The sequence below is a fragment of the Fusibacter ferrireducens genome, from assembly GCF_015352425.1.
In the GTDB taxonomy this organism is placed as follows: domain Bacteria; phylum Bacillota; class Clostridia; order Peptostreptococcales; family Acidaminobacteraceae; genus Fusibacter_A; species Fusibacter_A ferrireducens.
Genome location: NZ_JADKNH010000003.1, coordinates 397,662 through 417,880, shown reverse-complemented (window position 1 = coordinate 417,880; position 20,219 = coordinate 397,662). Strand labels below are relative to the sequence as shown.

Sequence of the window (20,219 nt, the reverse complement as noted above, 5' to 3'; positions counted from 1 at the left end):
AACGTCACTTCCTACTCAATTCAAAAGTGCATCTCCAGAGTGAACTTCAATGTATTGGAATGAAAACTTTCACCAACCGTTTCCCTCTCTAATTTCCATGAACATCTACTCTCTCCATCATAGATTTTATCAGATTTTTGATAAGGTTATCATAACATAATTCAAGAAGACAAACAACCTTTTTATTTGTTTTGTATACAATATTCATTTATTTTGTACATCATAATCCCTGCAGCCACAGAGGCATTTAAGGACTCTGCTTTACCGTATATTGGAATCTTTATTTTATGACTCTTTAAACGCATAATCTGCTCTGAAACACCGTTTGCCTCATTGCCAATAATCAGGCAGTTGGCTTGCCCATAGGCACTCTTATCATCATAAGCATACTCGGCATGTAACGCTGTCACCAGCAAGGTATAGCCCTGCTCGCTTAACCGATTTAACCAGAATGGAGCATCTTCCACTTCTATGATCTTGACATTTAAGATCGATCCCGCGGTGCTTCTGACCACTTTACTATTATAGGGATCCACCGTTCCTTTATTGAGAATAATATATTCTATACCACATGCATCTGCCGTTCGAATGATTGTGCCCACATTTCCGGGGTCCTGTAATCGATCTAAAAAGATGAGTTGGGGTAATACAGACCTCTCAAAAATATTCTCAATTTCAACTGGCTTGGGTAATGCAAGTACACCTATAATGCCCTGAGATTTCTCAGTATCTGCTAGTTCATCGAATAGATTCGGGGGCAATAAAATGACTTTAGACTTTTTTTGGTACAACGCCATCTTTTCATCATTTGAAAAACTCGCCATCAAGTCCTGTCTGATGCAGATATATTCTATTGCATAATCATGTGTCAAGGCATAATCTATAAACCTTTCCCCTTCAATAATGAACTGTCCCCATTTTTGTCTGTACTTTTTATTTATCAAAGATTTGATTTGCTTAAACAATTTGTTTTGATTGGAATTAATTTCTTGCACAATGGACCTCTTCTAATTTTTTTCAATCTTCTTCAAATCTTCGTTGTTGCCAATTACGATGAGAACATCATCTTTTAGAAGTATTTTGTCTGGGCCTGAATTGATGTCCAACTCATCACCCCTCCTAACAGCAATAACTGAAATTTGGTATTTTCTTCTCATATCTATTTGGACTAAGTTCTTTCCAATCCACTCATCATTCATGCTAATTTCAAGAATACTATAATCAGGTGCCAAATCGATAAAATCAAGTACGTTTCCAGAAACTAAATTTTTAGCAATCTTAATCCCCATTTCTTTTTCTGGGAATACAACTCTGTTGGCTCCGATTTTATAAAGAACTTTAGCATGAGAAGAATTTTGAGCTTTTGCAACAATGTGCTTCACACCTAATTCTTTAATCATCAAAGTCACTAAAATAGACGATTGAATATCCGATCCAATGGTGACAATGGCAACATCAAAATTTCTAATTCCCAATGCTTTAATAGAGTTCTCATCTGTTGCATCCGCCTGAACTGCATAAGTTACTTTATCAGAAATACTTTGTATGATCTCTTCATTATCATCCACAACCATGACTTCACAGCCCAGTTCTACCAGTTTTATCGCCACGCTTTGACCAAAACGGCCACATCCGATGACTACAAATTGTTTTTTCATGCTTCTTCCTCCATTAGCTTCATCTTTTTATAATTTCAAAGCCATTACCCAACAATGATTTTGCCCTCTGGATAACGAATCAGTTTTCGTTTCGATAGATCTCTGTTGCTCAGTGCCAAAACAATGGTCAAAGGTCCAAGTCTACCAAAGAACATTGCTATCGCTATGACGATTTTCCCCGCCAAAGAAAGTGACGGCGTCAATCCCATGGATAGACCAACCGTGCCAAGTGCACTCATTGCCTCAAACAGTACAGATTCAAGTGAGGCATTTTTTTCTGTAATGGTGAGTAGCACCGTCACAAGCACAAAGGCTGAACCTGCTATGAAGAAAACCGCAAGTGCCCGATTGATGGTATCTTTAGAAATTCTTCTATGTGCAAACTCAACATCATCAGATCCCTTGATCACAGCCCTCACCTTTAAAAATATAACGCCTATGGTCGTGGTCTTAATCCCACCTGCTGTAGATCCCGGCGACCCTCCAATGAGCATGAACAGAATCGTAAAGAGAAGTGTTGGCAGTGTAAGACGAGCTGTATCCAGTGTGTTAAAACCTGCAGTTCTCGGTGTTACCGAATGAAATAATGAAGCAAGTATTTTACCACCTAAATTTAAGCCTCCCAGCGTATCCGGATTTTTCATTTCAAATAGAAAGACAGCAATAAATCCAGTTATGATCAAGCTAAAAGTCATCGATAATGTCAATTTTGAATGCAGAGAGAGTTTTCTGATGTTTTTTGTTCGACCAATGTCCACAATAACAGAAAATCCAAGCCCTCCTAATATAATTAAAAACATGATCACAATAGAAATCAGCGGATCGCTCACATATTGCATTAAGCTCACGCCATTGCCCATAATGTCAAATCCAGCATTACAGAATGCAGATACCGAATGAAACACCGCATAATAGATGCCATTTTTAACGCCAAACTGCGGAATAAATCTTGTTGAAAGGAACACAGCACCTACTAATTCGATGCCAAGAGTCGTCAAGACGATGTACTGTGTCAATCTAATGACACCTGAAATGGAGAATTGATTCAGTGCTTCCTGCATGATCAGTCTATTTCTTAAACTTATTTTTTTACCTAATATAATCGCAATTGATGTGGCCATGGTCATAAATCCCAGACCACCAATTTGAATTAAGAGTAATATCACCGTTTTGCCAAATACACTCCAGTACGTTCCGGTATCCACAACTACAAGCCCCGTTACACAAACCGCAGAGGTTGATGTGAAGAAAGCATTGATAAAAGATGTGGGATGGCCATTAGCAGAGGACATTGGCAACATAAGCATAAGTGTTCCCAAAATAATTGTCCCAGCAAATCCTAACACCAGAACTTGTGCTGGTTTTAAACTTTTTCTGAGACTATTTTTTAATCGTTTCATTGTGTTCCCCCTATTGAATGCTGCTATTATTATTTCATGCCTAAAGGTACTTTATATATTATACATTTTTTTTTACAAAAGCAAAACCAAAATTGAAATATAAATAGACTAGAATATCTACGGACTTATAAATCTGTAGATCCTCTAGTCTATTTATAGAATACAAAAATAATTCATGCTTTAGATGATTATAGATTGACCATTTGAACAGCGCCCATTGGACAATACGCAACGCATTTACCACATCCGATACACGCCTCAGCACTAATGGAAGGTGCTGCGAACATACTGCCTTTTACCGCATTTACCGGACAAACCCTCTTAACTGGACAAAATGGAGATCGATCACATCTCCCCTTGTCAATTGAAGCTACTTTTTTACTCATGATTTACTCCTTTTACTATATTCTGTAGCCATTATACCCCCATCCACCCGGGGTGTCAATCGAGTTTGTCATTTTTATTTGTTAACGATTTGTAAATTGGTCTTCCAAATTCACTGATAAGGATTCAATACACGCTGGAAGTCATGTTCTCAGTGTCATCTCCAATGCCCCAAAACGATTTTCGCTGACGCTGTTTGAGGGTGAACATGCCTCAGCACAGCTTTCGGCTCAAATCTTGCATACAACAACATTTAGGGCACTTCTCAGTGCCCTAAAACGATTTTCGCTGACGCTGTTTGAGGGTGAACATGCCTCAGCACAGCTTTCGGCTCAAATCTTGCATACAACAACATTTAGAGCACTTCTCAGTGCCCTAAAACGATTTTCGCTGACACTGTTTGAGGGTGAACATGCCTCAGCACAGCTTTCGGCTCAAATCTTGCATACAACAACATTTGGAGCACTTCTCAGTGCCCCAAAACGATTTTCGCTGACGCTGTTTGAGGGTGAACATGCCTCAGCACAGCTTTCGGCTCAAATCTTGTTGTTTAAAAAAGCCACTTCAAAATGATTGAAATCACTTCAAAGTGGCTTTGTCTTAAAAATTCACTCTAATTTCTATTTATTTTGCATCTGAGCTTGTAATGCAGTTAATGCCACAGTACCAACGATATCATCGGCAAAACACCCTCTAGATAAATCGTTCACTGGCATTGAAAGACCTTGTATTACAGGACCATAAGCGTTTGCTTTTGCAAGTCTTTGAACAAGTTTATAGCCAATATTTCCAGCATCGAGGTCAGGAAAAATAATGACATTTGCTTGACCCGCTACAGTTGAATCAGGTGCTTTTTTCTTACCAATTGCAGCATCAATTGATGCATCAAATTGTAATTCACCATCCAGACTGATTTCAGGCGCCAATGCTTTTGCAATTTGAGTTGCTTCAATCACCTTGTCTACATCAGGATGTTTAGCCGATCCCTTTGAAGAAAATGATAAAATACTCACATGTGGTTCAGCATGGACTAAGGCTTTAAATGTATTTGCAGAGCTCACTGCAATGTGGGCAAGTTCTTCAGCATTTGGATTTGGGTTTAAAGCACAGTCGCTGAATATGAAAATACCGTTTTCGCCATACTCACAATCAGGTACTTCCATAATGAAAGCACCAGATGCCAGTTTAATACCTGGAGCGGTTTTCAAAATTTGAAGTGCCGGTCTCAATACATCACCAGTCGCATTTGCTGCACCAGCAACCATACCGCCTGCATATCCCATCTTAACAAGCATGACACCAAGATAGAGCACATTAGTCATCAAAATTTCTCTAGCTTGATCTTCAGTCATGCCTTTGCTTTTTCTAAGTTCAGCAAGCTTTGTCACCAATTTATCCATATCCTTAAAAGTTTTTGGGTTGATGAATTCAGCACCATCAATATTCCACTGTCCAGCAGTAGATTTAATTTCAGCTTCATCACCTATTAAAATAACCTTCGCAATGCCTTTTTCTAATACTTTGTGAGTTGCTTCTATTGTTCTTGGGTCAAACGCTTCTGGTAAAACAATCGTTTGAACATCGCTTTTAGCGATTTCTACTATCTTATCTAAAAATGCCATTTCCAAAACTCCTTAATTTTATTTATAGGTTTATTATATGACAATTAGATTTTGTATACAAGATACATGGGACAATTTCTGTCTAATAATTTCTTATTTTTTTTCCTTTGCTACTCTACATATTTCTAAATTTCTATTTTTCATCTAAATATTGATACACATTCATGGGAATTCTATCAATCATTTCTGTATTTATATAATATAAAATGAAGTTTCCTTGCCTTATTTTTCTAACAAGATACGCTCGATTTAAAATTTTTAATTGTTTGGAGATACCTGCTTCACTAATGGATAATTGCTCTGCAAGCGCCTGAGTACTCCAAGGTTTTTCATAAAGGCATTTGAGAATTTTAAGTCTGGTCTTATCACCTAATGCCTTGATGAGTATAATCAAGTCATCATGCACCTCATCATCCATTGGTTCTATCTTTGCTCTAATGGTCAGTCGTAAAAAATCCATCTCATATCCCACTAAGAGATGAGGATCAATAAAAGTACTAATGCCGATTTCAACTCTTTGAATGTCGTCATAGCTGTAATCAAATCTCTTAAACTTATGAAGTCTCAGATGCGTAGGCGTTGATTCAATCCTCGGGTGCAGTAGCTCTAAATACTTTATAAAATCCATGGATTCACTTAATTTTTTATGTGCCTTCAGTGTGCTGATCATAAAGGCCTCTGTTTCTATTTGAACCTCTTGGAAATGTAAATAAAAATACGCTTTTAGCGCAGATATAAAATCGTCTTTATAGCTTTCCACATCCAACAGGAACTCTACTTGCTCTTGTTGAAGGGATTCAATATGACATTTTTTAAGAACCAAAATTTTTCGAAGATCTGAGAGGGCTACTGTTCGATTTAGCATGAGGTCTGCAAATTTAAGATTTGGAATCGTCTCTATCTTTCGGATACCGCTGAGTACATTAAAATCAGCATAAGCTTCGTCTAAATGACTAATCTCCATGGCACCCATCCACCCCTCTGTGACAATATCGTAAAATGCCAATCGTTTATAGAGCTCAGGATCCATCTTCTTTTCTGTCTCTATTGCCCATTTTTTTCTCGCTTTATGATGTGCCGCATGGAACAGAACATGTAAGCTACAAAACATTTCAAAAAAAGGCGCATATACAAAATCTACTTGCCAATCTCTATAAGCCACTCTCGATATTTTCATCCTTAACTCCTAAAATAATGCCATATCCCCTGTAATGGCATTGTGTCTTTCGCCCCATTTCAGTATAAAAACAGTCGCCACAAACATTATAGTACAAATAAATATACAAGTATAGAACAGTGCACTGACTTCTGCTAGATTATGCCCTAAGAATACCACTTCCCTCAGTAATTTAATCACATAAGTAAGCGGAAATGCCAAACCAATCCCCTTTGCCCACAATGGAAAGAGTTGAACTGGAATTTTCACACCTGCAAAGAGTTCCATGGGTTCTTCCAGTACAGTGAACAGCATACCAGAATCTCTCGTAAATAAGAACAATGCATTCAAAAGCATGCCCCAGAGAATGGACATTAAAACCATCATGGCAAGCGCCAATGTTAGAACAGCGCCATTCATAAGAGGTACTTGATTAAAAAGAATATATATTCCTGTCATAAATAAGGCAAACATCCACACATTAATCGCTAAAGATGCAATGGCATTACCCAAAATGATTGCAATTCGGCTTGCAGGGGACAAATAGATGAGTTCTAGAGTGCCATAAATACGTTCCGATGAAAATTCCCATGCCGATTGAACAAAAGATCTAAAAAAGACCATGGCAAAATAACCTATCATGATGTAAGTTATAATGCTTTCATCATTAAGATAACTCACTTTTTCAGTGATCGCCTCAAATGAAAAAGGTTTAAATTGAAAGTAAGCCGCTGCAAATGCAAGAATAGGCCAAATTAACATGGAGAATACAACCCAAACGTTATGAATCTTATTTCTAAATTGTTTATGTGCTTCTGCTCGAACAACTTTTATAAAATGCTTCATGAGTTCACCCGCCTTGAGATTTCTATGATGGTATCTTCTAATTTAGGTGCTTCCACATAAAGCTTTGAAAGCGGTAAGTTTTCAGAGTGAATGCGCTTAACAAGCGCCTCGGTCAATTCATTTTTAGATTCAAAACGTATTAAATACGCGTCTGGGGATCTATGGATAATCGCATTTTCCTCAACTGCAAATCTCTGCATGGATGCTTCAATCTCTGAATTCATCTCAGCGAGTTCAAGCACTGTGATTTTCGTTTCGAAAGTACTTTCGGATAGTGTCTTTGCCGTCCCTTCTAAAATAACTTCACCATGATCTAAGATATAAATATAATCACATAATGCCTCAACTTCATTAATATAATGAGATGTTAAAAGAATACCCTTTTGCTCTTCAATAGCAAGTTTTTTTATATAAGTCCTAATTTCCCTTGCAATGGGAGCATCCAAACCTAACGTTGGTTCATCCATAAACAAGTAATCAGGATCATTGATGAGCCCTCTGGCAATTTGAAGCCTTTGCTTCATCCCTTTCGAGTAGCGTTCAACAGGGACATTTTGTTTTTCATTAAGCCCAACAAGCGTCAACAGGCGGTCAATGCGTGTTTTCAAGACTTTATCAGGAATGCCATAGAGTTGCCCATAATACCAAAGATTTTCTCTGCCAGTTAGTCTCCAATAAATCATACGCTCTCCACCGGCAATCATATTGACCTTTTGCTTGATTTTAAGTGGATTTTCGTTGATTTCCACGCCATCTACAAGTATTTCACCAGAAGTGGCTTTAATCAGTGTTGACAACATTTTTATAGTCGTTGTTTTGCCAGCACCGTTTATGCCTAAAAGTCCAATAATTTGACCTTTTTCTAGTTTTAAATGTATGCCTTTTACCGCTTCAACAATATCTTTCTCTCGTTTAAAGAGTCCTTTTTTTACTTTTGTATGATATGTTTTCTTTAGATTTCTCGCTTCAATCATTTCTACACCTACCCAAATATTTTTTCAAGCGCTATGCGCTCTATTTTTTTTATTGCACTATAGCCAACTACAAAATAACCTGTTCCCAGTAAAAAGAGTCTCAAATATATTGGAGACAAGGACTCTATAGTGACACCATCCATCACTGCAGCTCTGAGTATGACAATACTATCCCTCACAGGCAATGAAGCTCCAATGACGTTTAAATATTTTGGCAAATATTCCACTGGAAAAATCACCCCACTGACTAAAAATATGAACAAAAACAGGGTGTTTTGAGAAATGTACGTATCTCTCGTGTAGAGCATGATTGCCCCTAAACAAAGTGAAAGGCCGAAGTAGGCATATAGTGTCATCACTAAACTGACCACAAATGTAACCCCATTTATGGTCCCCACGGATAATCCAAAGATCAAACAAAAAATCATGGAAAGAAATACTTCACCAAGCGATGTGATCGTCTGCTGTAACATATTGCCTATAAAGTATCCAATCCGACTAAAAGGTGCTAGCATCAAACTTTCAAGTGTACCCTGTCTAAGTTCGGTTATGAGACTTCGACTCACATTGAGTAGCGTTCTCACGACTAGTGCATAAGCCAAACTGCCTATGATTACATAGGTCATATAATCGCTTGTGCCAGTGTATTGCTCAAACGAGGCTTTCAAATGTCCTTGAAATAGTAAATGGTACATAAAAAAAGCGCCAAGAACGGTATAAAAAACAGTCAATACATTTCCAATAAAAAAATGCATGGGATAGGCTCTTAACTGAGTAATCCAATCTCTTATAAAAGTTGCTTTAATACTCTTTATAAACATGTGTCTCCTTTGTTGATGCGCGCATTTGATTAACTAATTGGTTAATCAAACAGTGTTATTCCTTAAGGTACATGCATTATAGAGATAGAAAAGATAAATGTCAAGTGCTTATTTTCGCTGACGCTACTTGAGGGTGAACATGCCTTAGCACAGCTTTCGGCTCATTGAATCAGTTCGCCAACTGCTTGCGCTTACTGGCTGCTGCTAAAGCAGCTTCTTATTTTTTTGCCCTCTTCGACTTGCTTACCCGTAAACGGGTCAATGTATTCTTGAATACTTATTTGATCATTTGCGATATCTTCTTGTAATTGATTTTTTACATATTCTCTTATCGATTTTTCATTTCGTCCAACTGTATCTACATAATAGCCTCGACACCAAAAGTGGCGATTTCCATACTTATATTTCAAATTTTCATGACGATCAAATATCATCAAGGCACTTTTACCTTTTAAGTATCCCATCACACTTGAAATGCTATACTTTGGTACAAACACCACGTGATATTTACAATTCCAATGAGTATGTGCTAAACTATTCTTATCCATTTCGGATCCTCCTTCTGAGCTAATATGGTTGGCGAACCATTATTATTTTATCAGAAGGAGATGTTTTTTGACTCAAAGCTAAAGCTCTTTGGAACCACCGGTAGAACCGGTGGTTTTCTTTGTACAAAAAAAACCAAGTCCATTTGGACTTGGTTCATCTATTTAAAATTCTATAAATTTTCTTTAGCCACAGAAACTAATTTAGCAAAATCTTCTGGGTTGTGAATTGCCATTTCTGACAACATTTTTCTATTAATATCAAGATTTGCTTTTTTAAGACCATTCATAAACTTCGAATAACTTAAACCATTGATTCTTGATGCTGCGTTGATTCTAGCAATCCATAATTTTCTAAAGTCTCTTTTTCTTAACTTTCTACCAACATATGCTGATCTTAAAGATCTCATAACAGCAGGATTTGCTGCTTTAAATACTAAGCTCTTTTGGCCATAAAAACCTTTAGCTAATTTCAATATCTTTTTATGTTTTTTCTTTGCATTTATAGCTCTTTTAACTCTAGCCATTTCTTTAAACCTCCTTTTTCTTTTTCCCTATAAATATGGTAATAATGTTCTTACTCTTTTCATATCAGATTCACTAACAGTAGTAGCTTGTCTCAAATTTCTTTTTCTTTTAGAAGATTTCTTTGTCAAGATATGGCTTGTAAAAGCTTTGCTTCTTTTTAATTTACCGCTTCCAGTTTTTTTAACTCTCTTAGCAGCGCCTCTATGTGTTTTCATTTTTGGCATTGTAAAGTCCTCCTTCCGAATTTATATGAATTTATTTTTTAGGTGCAAGAGTTGCAACTAAACTTCTGCCTTCGATTCTTGCTGGTGCTTCAAGTGCTCCAATTTCATCAATTTCCGCGACAAATTTGTTAAATACATCGTATCCTAACTGAGTATAACCCATCTCACGGCCCTTGAATCTTAATGAAACTTTGACTTTGTCACCTTTTTCTAAGAATTTAATGGCATTTTTTGCTTTTGTTTCCAAATCATGTTTCTCAATATTTAGGCTCAGACGAACTTCCTTCACACTAACGTTTTTTTGTTTTTTACGTGCTTCTTTATTACGTTTTTGTTGTTCGTATCGATGCTTACCGAAATCCATAATCCTACAAACAGGCGGTTTTGCATTTGGTGCAATTTTCACAAGATCAAGCTTTCTCTCTTGTGCCAATGCCAATGCGTCCTTCGCAGACATAATGCCGAGCTGTTCACCATCTTCTCCAATAACTCTTATTTCACGGTCACGAATTTCTTCATTAATATCAGCTGTTTTGATAAGATACACCTCCTAGGTCTAGTTAGAATCGCATAGATACTGCGAGTTTACAATTAATGGTTTTATTTGTCCATTAAATTTATTTGGTATGTCACATTTTCGTCTACCCACTTTCAAAGACCAAATGTGTCTTATACAAGCGAGATGAAAACAAATGACAGACATAAAAAAACGGCGGATAGAATATCCGCCGTTAGCAACTTTTTAATCTATAAAGTAACACTACAAAAGTGATGCATTATATGAAAAGATACTATTTACCATATGAACACTGCGTTATATGGTGAGAAGCGGGCTTCTACTTGGTTGTCTTATGACCTTAATTACTATAACACGATGAATAAATCATGTCAAGTATTTTATTATTTTTCCGAATCATTTTTTGCATCAAATTTAGTTGCCAAAGAACGGGATTTGATTTCACTGAGTACTTGATCCGCAAATGTTTGGATCTCCATGCTACCAAGCTCTCCAATGTCTCTTGATCTAACAGACACACTTTTATTTTCAATATCCTTATCGCCTAAGATGAGCATATACGGATTTTTTTCAAGTTGGGCTTCTCTTATTTTATAACCAATTTTTTCAGCACGTTCATCTATTGTGACGCGAATACCACATTCAGCCAAATAGGATCTGACCTCTTCCGCATAAGGGATATGTCTATCCGCTATCGGTAAAATTTTCACCTGAACAGGCGCAAGCCAGGTTGGAAACTTGCCTGCAAATTCTTCTATCAGTATGCCCAAGAAGCGTTCAATACTACCAAAAGCAACTCTATGAATGACAATTGGCTGGTGTTTTTCACCATCTTTGCCAATATAAGAAAGCTCAAATCGCTGCGGCAACTGCATATCTAATTGAATGGTACCACATTGCCATGTTCTCCCTAGACAATCTCTCAAATGAAAATCTATCTTTGGACCATAGAACGCACCATCGCCTTCATTTAATTTATATTCAAGATTCAGTTCTTCAAGGGCCTCTCTCAGTGAATTTTCAGCATGTGCCCATTCTTCATCAGTCCCCATGGATTTTTCAGGTCTTGTGGAAAGTTCAACATGATACGAGAATCCAAATGTCTTGTAGACTTCATCGATTAATTTACAAACACCTTTGATCTCATCTTTTATTTGTTCTGGCAACATAAATATATGGGCATCATCTTGAGTAAAAGCTCTTACTCTCATAAGACCGTGAAGCGCGCCAGATAGTTCATGTCTATGCACTCTACCAATTTCACCAACGCGCATTGGAAAATCTTTATAAGATCTTAGATCTGTCTTGTAGACAAGCATGCCGCCTGGACAATTCATTGGCTTAATCGCGTAATCTTCTTCATCAATTAACAGCGAGTACATGTTCTCTTTGTAGTGAAACCAATGTCCCGATGTTTCCCATAACTTTCTGTTGAGGATGATAGGCGTCTCCACTTCAACATAGTTAGCCTTATCATGCACCTCACGCCAGTATTCTAAAAGCTTATTTTTAACCACCATACCATTGGGTAAAAAGAATGGGAATCCCGGTCCCTCTTCTAAAAGTGCGAAGAGCTTAAGCTCTTTACCCAATTTTCTATGATCTCTTTTCTTAGCTTCTTCAAGCATAGTCACATACTCTTCTAATAAAGAGGCCTTTGGAAAAGACGTCCCATATATTCTTTGAAGCATTTTATTTTTTTCGTCTCCACGCCAATAAGCACCTGCCAGACTTAATAGTTTAATGCTCTTAACAGCTTTAGTACTCATTACGTGACATCCTGCACACAAATCTACAAAGTCTCCTTGCTCATAAAACGATATGACTTCATCTTCTGGAAGGTCTTGAATTAACTCCACCTTATAGTCTTCACCTTTAGCTTTCATGAACTCAATCGCTTCATCTCTAGGAAGTTCAAATCTTCTGAGGCTCAAATCTTCTTTGACGATTTTCTTCATTTCTGCTTCTATTTTTTCAAGATCTTCTGGGATAAATTTGTGCTCTGTGTCAAAATCATAATAAAACCCATTGTCAATTGCAGGCCCTATTGCAAGTTTTGCATCTGGAAAAAGACGTTTGACTGCCTGAGCCATTATATGCGAGCTCGTATGCCTAAACGCATGAGCACCTTCTTTATCCTCAAACTTGTAAATACTGAGTTCACAGTCTTCATTGATTTCAAAACTCAAATCCACAGTATGACCATTGACTGCTCCCACAACCGCTTCTTTTGCTAAACGACCAGAGATCAGCTTTGCAACTTCATATACACTTGTGCCTTTTTCAACTTCTCGAATTGAACCATCTTTTAAAGTTAATTTGATCATCGACATTTTTTAGTCCTCCATTTAAATTTTTAACTTTCAATCATTCTGCGTTCAACATCTCCCACTGAAGTTTTCCTTGTTGATGCCTCAGAAAAAGTTTTAGGTTAAAAGCCTATTGTTTATAATAAAAAACTCTCGTCCTTAGCAATTACGCTAGGGACGAGAGATACACGCGGTTCCACCCTAATTGTCACGATATCAATCCACCTAATGAATCCCCTATCATGCCACTTAAAAACTTTTAACGCAGTCAAACGCTTGAACTTTCACATTGATTCACAAATCAATCCTACTCTTCAAGAGCTAGAAGGGAGTTTTCATCTCAAAAAAGGTCTAAATTGTATTTCAGCCTCGTACAATTCTCTCTAAAGTTTTTTTAAGACTAATAACCTTCATCATCGCCTGATATTAAAGTTATTCTACTCTGATTTCTATACTTTGTCAATAATGCATGTCTTCTATTTACAAACATTTTACGCTTCACTGCTCTAGAGGCAAAAATATTGATTTTAGCGATTTTGTTTGAACTTCTTCATGTAGCGTTGATTTAAAAGCTTCAAGTGATAGCTGTCCAATTATGCCTAAATCTCTTGATCTGACTGAAACACAATTTTTTTGCAAATCCTCATCTCCAATGATGAGCATATATGGACTTTTTTCATGTTGCGCTTCTCTGATCTTATAGCCAATCTTTTCTGCACGATCATCTATTTCAACTCTGAAACCGCTTGCTCTGAGTTCAGTTGCAATTTGATTGGCATATGCATTGTGTCTTTCTGAAAGTGTCAACAACTTCACCTGTGTTGGTGCAAGCCATGTTGGAAACTTGCCTGCATATTTTTCAATTAACATTGCAAGCGTTCTTTCATAACAACCAACAGATGTTCTGTGGATCACAAATGGATATTTTTTTTCGCCTTCTCGATCTGTATAAGTCATGTCAAACCGCTCTGCAAGCGCAAAGTCTATTTGGACTGTGATAATCGTATCCTCTTTACCATGAACATTTTTAAATTGAATGTCCAGTTTCGGGCCATAAAATGCAGCTTCTCCAATTGCTTCTTCATAGTCCATTTGCAAGCGATCCAAAATTGTACGCATTTTAGCTTGAGTTTCTTCCCATTGGTCCACACTGCCCACATACTTTGAAGCATTACTAGGATCCCATTTTGAAAAGCGATATGAAACATCCTCTATAATACCAAGAGTAGACATCATATAATTAATAAGGTCAACAACGCCTTTAAATTCATCCTCAAGTTGTTCTGGCATCACAATCAAATGACCTTCTGAAATTGTAAATTGTCTAAGTCTAATTAAACCATGCATTTCACCAGAGGATTCATTTCTAAAAAGAGTAGATGTCTCTGCATATCGCATCGGTAATTCTCTATAGCTTCTTGGTTTCGCTTTATAGATGTAAAATTGGAAAGGACATGTCATAGATCTCAAAGCAAACGCATCATCTTCAGAAACACCATTTGGTATGACGAACATATCCTCACGGTACATGTTCCAATGTCCAGAGATCTTATAGAGATCCGATTTGGCCATCATAGGCGTTTTTGTGAGCAAATAACCCCGATTTGCTTCTTCATCCTCAACAAATCGTTGTAACTGTTGTATGATTTTAGCACCTTTTGGCATGAGCAAAGGCAACCCTTGTCCAATGACATCCACCGTTGTAAAAAGTTCCAGATCTCTTCCCAACTTATTGTGATCTCTCTTTTTGGCCTCTTCAAGCTTTTCTATATGCGATTCCAATTGACTTTTCTTTGGAAACGATACCCCGTATATCCGCTGAAGCATCTTATTCTGTTGGTCGCCTTTCCAGTAGGCGCCAGTGGCACTTAAGAGCTTAATAGCTTTCACTGATCCAGTGTTTAAAAGATGAGGTCCCTTACAAAAATCCACAAAATCACCTTGTTTATAAACTGTGACTTGCTCTGTTGCCTCTAGTGCTTCAATTAATTCAACTTTATATGTTTCTCCCATTTCTTTAAAATAATGAATCGCTTCTAATCGGCTCATGACAGATTTTTCAATTGGATAATTTGCCTTGACAATGGCCGCCATTTCTTTTTCGATTGCAATCAAATCATCTGGTTTAAAAGATGATTCTAGATCAAAGTCATAGTAGAATCCTTTTTCAATGGCTGGCCCTATGCCCAATTTTACATTGGGATAAATCCTTTTAACCGCCTGAGCGAGAATATGAGCTGTGGTATGTCGGAACACTCTTTTGCCCTCTTCATCTTCAAAAGTATAAAAATTCACAGCGCCATCTGCTTCAAGACTGAATTGAAGGTCAACAAGAATGCCATTGTAGGTCGCTGCAATCACTTCTTTTCCCAGTCTACCCGATAATTGTCTTGCAAGTTCGATCATGGTGGTGCCTTTAGCCACCTCTCTAATAGAACCATTTTTTAAAGTTATTTTTACAACAGTCATCTTAATCCCTCCTTCTTTAATATAATTTTTGCTTTTAAATATAAAAAAACTCCCATCTCTAGCGCATGCTAGAGACGAGAGATTCCCGCGGTTCCACTCTATTGATCCTGCTAAAACATTCTACTTATTTTTAACAAGCCACTTTATGACCGATAACGACGTCACCCGTTTGAATTTCGAAAATAGCATTTGAGCTGTCTCACGATGCATTTTCTTAATCTTCAAAAAGCTAGAAGGTGGTTTTCACAAAATCATTGACCTGAATTGTCTCACAGCCTCGTACAATTCTCTCTTTTAAGCATCATTTTGCTACTCTTCTTCATCAGAGCTATCCAATTATTTTTGTTATTCGTGATTATACGCTGAACTTAGGTTCTTGTCAATCCTATATTCATTTTTTTTCACTTACCCCATTTAAGTTAATCCATTTAGGGCGACCATTTTATAATATAAAAAGAACCACGACACCTTGAATAATGCCAATAAAAAAGCCTATGACACCGCCTAAAATTTCTATTGCTTTTAATTCTGTTTTGGCAATTTTAAGTGTCATTTCCTCAAGCTTTTCAAAGTCATAGGCATTGAGTTTATCTTCAACAATTTTGGCAATATCAACACTTTCAATAACTTTATGGCTTAAGTTTTCAGTCATCTCTACGATTATTTGCTCTCCATTTTGATCAATAATTTCACCAATATTCGCAATGATACTATTTTTAAACATAGAAGGTATAATGGCAGGCATCTTTTCCTCTGCAATAGCCACTACTTTTGCCTTTATGAGCGCAATGACTTGATTTTTATCTGTCTGCTCTATTATGTGATCTAGAATTTGCTCAATAGAAATCAACTCCTGATCTACGATTTCACCAATGGATCTTGAAATTTCCGTTTTGCGCTTTGGAATCAGACCTTGTAGTTTTAAAGGCGTCAGAGGGATTTTAATAGGATTTATAGGTCTAAAGAGCAATTTTATCGCAATGACATTAGTCATCCAACCAATAACGCCACCAATCATTGCTAAAATCAACAGTTTCAATAACATTCTTAATAACATTTTGTACACCTTGCTTTCTTCTGACATGAGATGATCATTTAATTTTATTTTGATTATATGAGTATAACACATACCTTTTTAAAATTCATCAGAAATCAAATATGAAAATAGAACCACAATCTTTCAGTTGTCCTTGATGAAGTTCTATAATTTCAGTGCCTTGAGCTTTGATGAAGTTTAAAATTTCAGTTTTACATGAATGATGGCTTAAACTGCCATTTAGGAACAATTTATTTTTATATAAGCCCCCTGTGCCGCCAATAAAACCGTATTCAAAACCATCGAGTAAAATTTCTCCTTTAGAGATTAACAACGTCTCAATATGGACCGCTTTGAACTTCGAATATAAATTGTGATCCTCAGTAATCACTGCATTTTCACCAACCACCAGAGTTGCACATTTGGTATAACCTTGTTTTACAGAATTCATTTCATATCCAATAGCATCATATATCGATATAATTCCAGGGTCCGCTTTGACGTGATAAAAAAAATGATTCCCAATCGCCATACAGTTATAGGCAATATCAAACGGATATTTAAGCTCCAGTTCAGTTTCACCTTTATAAATTTGTGATTCAGAAAAACCAATGTCTATGAGCTGATCTCTCATTGCGTTAAAAATGCTAGGTTCTATTACAATGCCCTTTGGCGTCATGTGAATGCCCATATCCGTATGACTTCTCAATGGACATAAAACTGCTTCAATTTCAGGCATTTCAGTGAAAAAAGTTTGCTCATGAAAATAAGGAGCTATTTTGGAATGTAATATCTTTGGTGCAATTATAACAATCATCTTTACCTCATCTTGCCTCAAAATATGAGTTATACTCATTGAATTCATTCAAGGCCAAATACTACCTGGTGAACAATACTGGTGACCGATAAAAGAACAGTACTATAGTACATAGCACTGTTCCAGACAAATTTCCTTATATTGCATTTTTATATAGTGTTTCAAGTGCTTCTTTGTCAAAATAATATTGTTGGTTACAAAAATGACACTTTAATTCTGCTTGTCCATCTTCATCAAGTAATGTTTTGAGTTCAACACTTCCCAAACTGATAAGCGCTTTTTCCATTTTTTCTCTTGTACAATCACACTTTAGATTCAATGGATACTCTTCAAGATCATCTAATCCTAATCCCGCAAAGATTTGACCTGCAACTTGATGAATCGTTAAACCTTCTTCAAATAATTGAGTTACAGATTTTAGACCGCTCAAGTTTGCTTCTAGTTGTTCTATTGTGGTCTCTGTTGTTTCAGGCAACAGTTGAACGATAAATCCCCCTGCATTTTTCACATGACCTTCTGAGCTCAATGCCACACCCAATCCCACTGCAGTGGGTTGCTGTTCTGATTTGGCAAAATAATGTGCAATGTCTTCTGCAATTTCACCGGAGACCATTTCACATTGGCCGATATAAGGGTCTTTCATGCCAAGATCCTTAATGACAATCAATCCACCTTCTTTGCCAATAGACTCTGCCACAGCCAGCTTGCCATCTTCTGTAAATCTGTTTTCTGCATGTGGATTTGAAATATACCCCTTTACGTTGCCATGGATATCTGCAATGGCAATAATGAGTTTAATATCACTACTCCCTTTAACTTGAAGGGTTAATTTTTCCTGCTCTATTTTGCTCATCATGCCCATCATTGCAGCAGCTGTTATTGTTCTACCAAGTGCAGAAGTGGATATAGGCGATAAGTCGTGAATAGCTCTGGCTTGATCTACCATATCTGTTGTCTCTGCAACGTAAATTCTCACTTCGCGATTACTGGACATCCCTGTTATCAATTTATCCATATTTTCCTCCATATTCTATTTTCAAATTTATAATCTTTTGATCTTACTTAGTCTCTTTCTTACGGCATATAAAACAAATTCTCTGAGAAGTATTCTTTACATTTTCAAATGTATCGCCATCCACAATTTCAAGTATTTCAAAATATGGCTCACAAAGCAATTCAATCTCATTCACATGATATGCTCTTTGTGTATGAAACTCTTCATGCCGCTCATAAGCTGCTCCAACTTTATTGAAAAGTGTCAATTCAAACTCAAGCAAGTCGGATTCTTGATCATATTGATTTTCCCATATATAAGCAGTCTCTTCAAATGTTTCTGCAAAAGTCCGATCACCAATCACTTTTGAAAGTTTGTAGTGTGAACTGATGTCAAAAATAAAAAGACCAGATGCTTTTAAATGATTATTCACAGTACAAAAAGTACTGTTTAAATCATCATTATCTAAAATATAGTTGATGCCATCACACATTGAAAATATAAAATCGTATGCCTTTTTTGTCTGAAAGGTAATCATATCTTGGCAAAAGAAGCGAACCTTTTGCCTGCTTTGACTTGATTTATGTTGTGCAATAGAGAGCATTTCATCAGAGATATCAAGCCCTTCCATAAGAAAACCGCGCTTGCTAAGCTCTATTGCAAGTGTCCCTGTGCCACACGCAAGTTCAAGTCCACTTCTTGAATTTTTTTTAAATCGCTCTATTTTTTCAATCAGTTTATCAGACCAAAATGCGTAGTCAACATCGTATTGCATTAGGTCGTAAACACTTGCAAATGCACCATAGCTTGTCATTATCCAACTCCTTTAATATAAGCTAGATAGATAATATAACCATAAGCAATGACAGCACCCACCACAGGTACCATTTTCATCATATTTAATTGCAGCGGTCTATTGTCCCAAAGCTTATATTCAGTAGAAATACCTGCATTTTTAAGTCTTTCTGTATTCGTCGTCAACAGTTTTTCCGATTCTGTCGCTCTGATAATCAACTGTTCATCTGCCCTCTCCACAATTTCATAGGCTTTCTCATTGACCCAGATTTGATCACCGACTTCAAATGCCGCATAATCAGACTTCAAGCTCTTTAACAGACCACGAATGAGAAGTGCAAAACCAATAGCAAGAATACCATAAAATACAATAACAATCAATAACGTTCCTGTGGATTCAAACATTTGATTGCTCTGAGAAATTGCATCCATATCATCACTCATGAGGTTGACCAAAAAACCCATGGACACTGCTATACCATTATTTGTTGCATGTGCAATAACACCAGCAAATATTGATCCCGTCATCTGAACCAAATAGGAAAACATAATCCCAAGTACAAGCGGCCCTAAAAAATTTTGAGGATTAAAATGAAATATCGCAAATAAAATGCCGCTGAATATGGCGCCCCATTTCCGTCCAAGTTCTGTTTCATAAGCATCTAGTACCATCCCTCTAAAGAAACCTTCCTCGCATATGCCTGCTGTAATGGAAATAATAAACATCAATCCAAGGTACTGTACACCAGTCTGAGCTGTGGGGATATCCACAACAATGGCATCACTGAAAATTTCTATTATTAAAATAGTAATTAAATTGACCACTGCTATTGTCGGCAAAAGCAAAACGGCAATGCCCATGATCTTAATAACTTGTTTAATCGGTATAAGCTTCATTCTAAAAATGGCTTTAAAATCCTTTTTAGTAATTAGGGTGTACATTAAAATGGGAATCAAAATGATACCATATTCTGTAATCAACAATCCAGACAACACGTTCCTACTTTGTACATATGCACCAAATGTTAAAAATACACCTGCTAAGACTAAAAAGAGTACATTTGCTTCTAAGATATTATAATGCTGTGATCTTGAGTTCTGGCTTTCCATGAATACTCCATTCT

21 protein-coding genes and 1 other annotated feature (1 of these 22 only partly in view) are annotated in these 20,219 nt (G+C 36.8%); of the genes, 1 reads left to right on the top strand and 20 read right to left on the bottom strand.

Annotation, left to right across the window (positions count from 1 at the left end; all coding sequences use genetic code 11):
- Positions 1 to 130 (bottom strand) — a binding site (T-box leader) (it extends 75 nt beyond the left edge of the window).
- 52 nt (positions 131 to 182) lie between these two features.
- The 4 genes from ISU02_RS06880 to ISU02_RS06865 form a co-directional block, all read right to left on the bottom strand.
- Positions 183 to 995 carry a TrmH family RNA methyltransferase gene (locus ISU02_RS06880; RefSeq protein ID WP_194701069.1) on the bottom strand — a complete coding sequence of 271 codons (813 nt, stop codon included), beginning with the start codon at positions 993 to 995 and terminating at the stop codon, positions 183 to 185.
- Between the two features lie 12 nt (positions 996 to 1,007).
- Positions 1,008 to 1,658 carry a potassium channel family protein gene (locus tag ISU02_RS06875; protein WP_194701068.1) on the bottom strand — a complete coding sequence of 217 codons (651 nt, stop codon included), beginning with the start codon at positions 1,656 to 1,658 and terminating at the stop codon, positions 1,008 to 1,010.
- A 44-nt stretch (positions 1,659 to 1,702) separates the two neighbouring features.
- On the bottom strand, positions 1,703 to 3,058 hold the full coding sequence (locus tag ISU02_RS06870; RefSeq protein ID WP_194701067.1) for a TrkH family potassium uptake protein: 1,356 nt from the start codon (positions 3,056 to 3,058) through the stop codon (positions 1,703 to 1,705).
- A gap of 188 nt (positions 3,059 to 3,246) precedes the next feature.
- A complete protein-coding gene (locus tag ISU02_RS06865; RefSeq protein ID WP_194701066.1) occupies positions 3,247 to 3,444 on the bottom strand; it encodes a 4Fe-4S dicluster domain-containing protein in 198 nt (65 codons plus the stop codon).
- Positions 3,445 to 3,679: 235 nt separating this feature from the next.
- Between ISU02_RS06865 and ISU02_RS06860 the strand changes: the two genes are divergently transcribed.
- Entirely contained in the window at positions 3,680 to 4,015 is a 336-nt protein-coding gene (locus ISU02_RS06860) for a hypothetical protein (RefSeq protein WP_194701065.1), read from the top strand.
- A gap of 47 nt (positions 4,016 to 4,062) precedes the next feature.
- Here the strand turns inward: ISU02_RS06860 and pta are convergent, their stop codons facing one another.
- The 16 genes from pta to ISU02_RS06780 form a co-directional block, all read right to left on the bottom strand.
- Positions 4,063 to 5,064 carry a phosphate acetyltransferase gene (pta, locus tag ISU02_RS06855; protein WP_194701064.1) on the bottom strand — a complete coding sequence of 334 codons (1,002 nt, stop codon included), beginning with the start codon at positions 5,062 to 5,064 and terminating at the stop codon, positions 4,063 to 4,065.
- A 133-nt stretch (positions 5,065 to 5,197) separates the two neighbouring features.
- A complete protein-coding gene (locus ISU02_RS06850) occupies positions 5,198 to 6,241 on the bottom strand; it encodes an ArsR/SmtB family transcription factor (RefSeq protein ID WP_194701063.1) in 1,044 nt (347 codons plus the stop codon).
- Positions 6,242 to 6,250: 9 nt separating this feature from the next.
- The gene (locus tag ISU02_RS06845) at positions 6,251 to 7,066 is read right to left on the bottom strand and encodes an ABC transporter permease (protein WP_194701062.1); all 816 of its coding nucleotides are present in this window, start codon (positions 7,064 to 7,066) and stop codon (positions 6,251 to 6,253) included.
- Positions 7,063 to 8,040 carry an ABC transporter ATP-binding protein gene (locus ISU02_RS06840; protein WP_194701061.1) on the bottom strand — a complete coding sequence of 326 codons (978 nt, stop codon included), beginning with the start codon at positions 8,038 to 8,040 and terminating at the stop codon, positions 7,063 to 7,065. Before ISU02_RS06840 ends, ISU02_RS06845 begins: the two co-directional genes overlap by 4 nt.
- Positions 8,041 to 8,048: 8 nt before the next feature.
- Complete coding sequence (locus ISU02_RS06835) at positions 8,049 to 8,861, bottom strand: ABC transporter permease (protein WP_194701060.1); 813 nt, start codon at positions 8,859 to 8,861, stop codon at positions 8,049 to 8,051.
- Between the two features lie 191 nt (positions 8,862 to 9,052).
- Entirely contained in the window at positions 9,053 to 9,409 is a 357-nt protein-coding gene (gene tnpA, locus ISU02_RS06830) for an IS200/IS605 family transposase (RefSeq protein WP_194701059.1), read from the bottom strand.
- A gap of 170 nt (positions 9,410 to 9,579) precedes the next feature.
- On the bottom strand, positions 9,580 to 9,933 hold the full coding sequence (rplT, locus tag ISU02_RS06825) for a 50S ribosomal protein L20 (RefSeq protein WP_194701058.1): 354 nt from the start codon (positions 9,931 to 9,933) through the stop codon (positions 9,580 to 9,582).
- Between the two features lie 27 nt (positions 9,934 to 9,960).
- A complete protein-coding gene (rpmI, locus tag ISU02_RS06820; RefSeq protein WP_194701057.1) occupies positions 9,961 to 10,158 on the bottom strand; it encodes a 50S ribosomal protein L35 in 198 nt (65 codons plus the stop codon).
- Positions 10,159 to 10,189: 31 nt separating this feature from the next.
- Positions 10,190 to 10,705: a translation initiation factor IF-3 gene (infC, locus tag ISU02_RS06815; RefSeq protein WP_323985018.1), complete on the bottom strand. Its 516-nt coding sequence runs from the start codon at positions 10,703 to 10,705 to the stop codon at positions 10,190 to 10,192.
- A 353-nt stretch (positions 10,706 to 11,058) separates the two neighbouring features.
- Entirely contained in the window at positions 11,059 to 13,002 is a 1,944-nt protein-coding gene (thrS, locus tag ISU02_RS06810; RefSeq protein WP_194701098.1) for a threonine--tRNA ligase, read from the bottom strand.
- A gap of 480 nt (positions 13,003 to 13,482) precedes the next feature.
- Positions 13,483 to 15,453 carry a threonine--tRNA ligase gene (thrS, locus tag ISU02_RS06805; protein WP_194701056.1) on the bottom strand — a complete coding sequence of 657 codons (1,971 nt, stop codon included), beginning with the start codon at positions 15,451 to 15,453 and terminating at the stop codon, positions 13,483 to 13,485.
- A 442-nt stretch (positions 15,454 to 15,895) separates the two neighbouring features.
- On the bottom strand, positions 15,896 to 16,510 hold the full coding sequence (locus ISU02_RS06800; RefSeq protein ID WP_194701055.1) for a DUF445 domain-containing protein: 615 nt from the start codon (positions 16,508 to 16,510) through the stop codon (positions 15,896 to 15,898).
- A gap of 88 nt (positions 16,511 to 16,598) precedes the next feature.
- On the bottom strand, positions 16,599 to 17,306 hold the full coding sequence (locus ISU02_RS06795; protein WP_194701054.1) for a DUF6873 family GME fold protein: 708 nt from the start codon (positions 17,304 to 17,306) through the stop codon (positions 16,599 to 16,601).
- A gap of 136 nt (positions 17,307 to 17,442) precedes the next feature.
- Positions 17,443 to 18,321, bottom strand: coding sequence for an Hsp33 family molecular chaperone HslO (gene hslO / locus ISU02_RS06790; RefSeq protein ID WP_194701053.1), 879 nt, complete (start codon positions 18,319 to 18,321; stop codon positions 17,443 to 17,445).
- Between the two features lie 43 nt (positions 18,322 to 18,364).
- The gene (locus ISU02_RS06785; RefSeq protein ID WP_194701052.1) at positions 18,365 to 19,114 is read right to left on the bottom strand and encodes a class I SAM-dependent DNA methyltransferase; all 750 of its coding nucleotides are present in this window, start codon (positions 19,112 to 19,114) and stop codon (positions 18,365 to 18,367) included.
- Positions 19,114 to 20,205, bottom strand: coding sequence for a type II CAAX endopeptidase family protein (locus ISU02_RS06780; RefSeq protein WP_194701051.1), 1,092 nt, complete (start codon positions 20,203 to 20,205; stop codon positions 19,114 to 19,116). The genes ISU02_RS06785 and ISU02_RS06780 overlap by 1 nt, the downstream gene beginning before the upstream one ends.
- Positions 20,206 to 20,219: the final 14 nt, after the last annotated feature.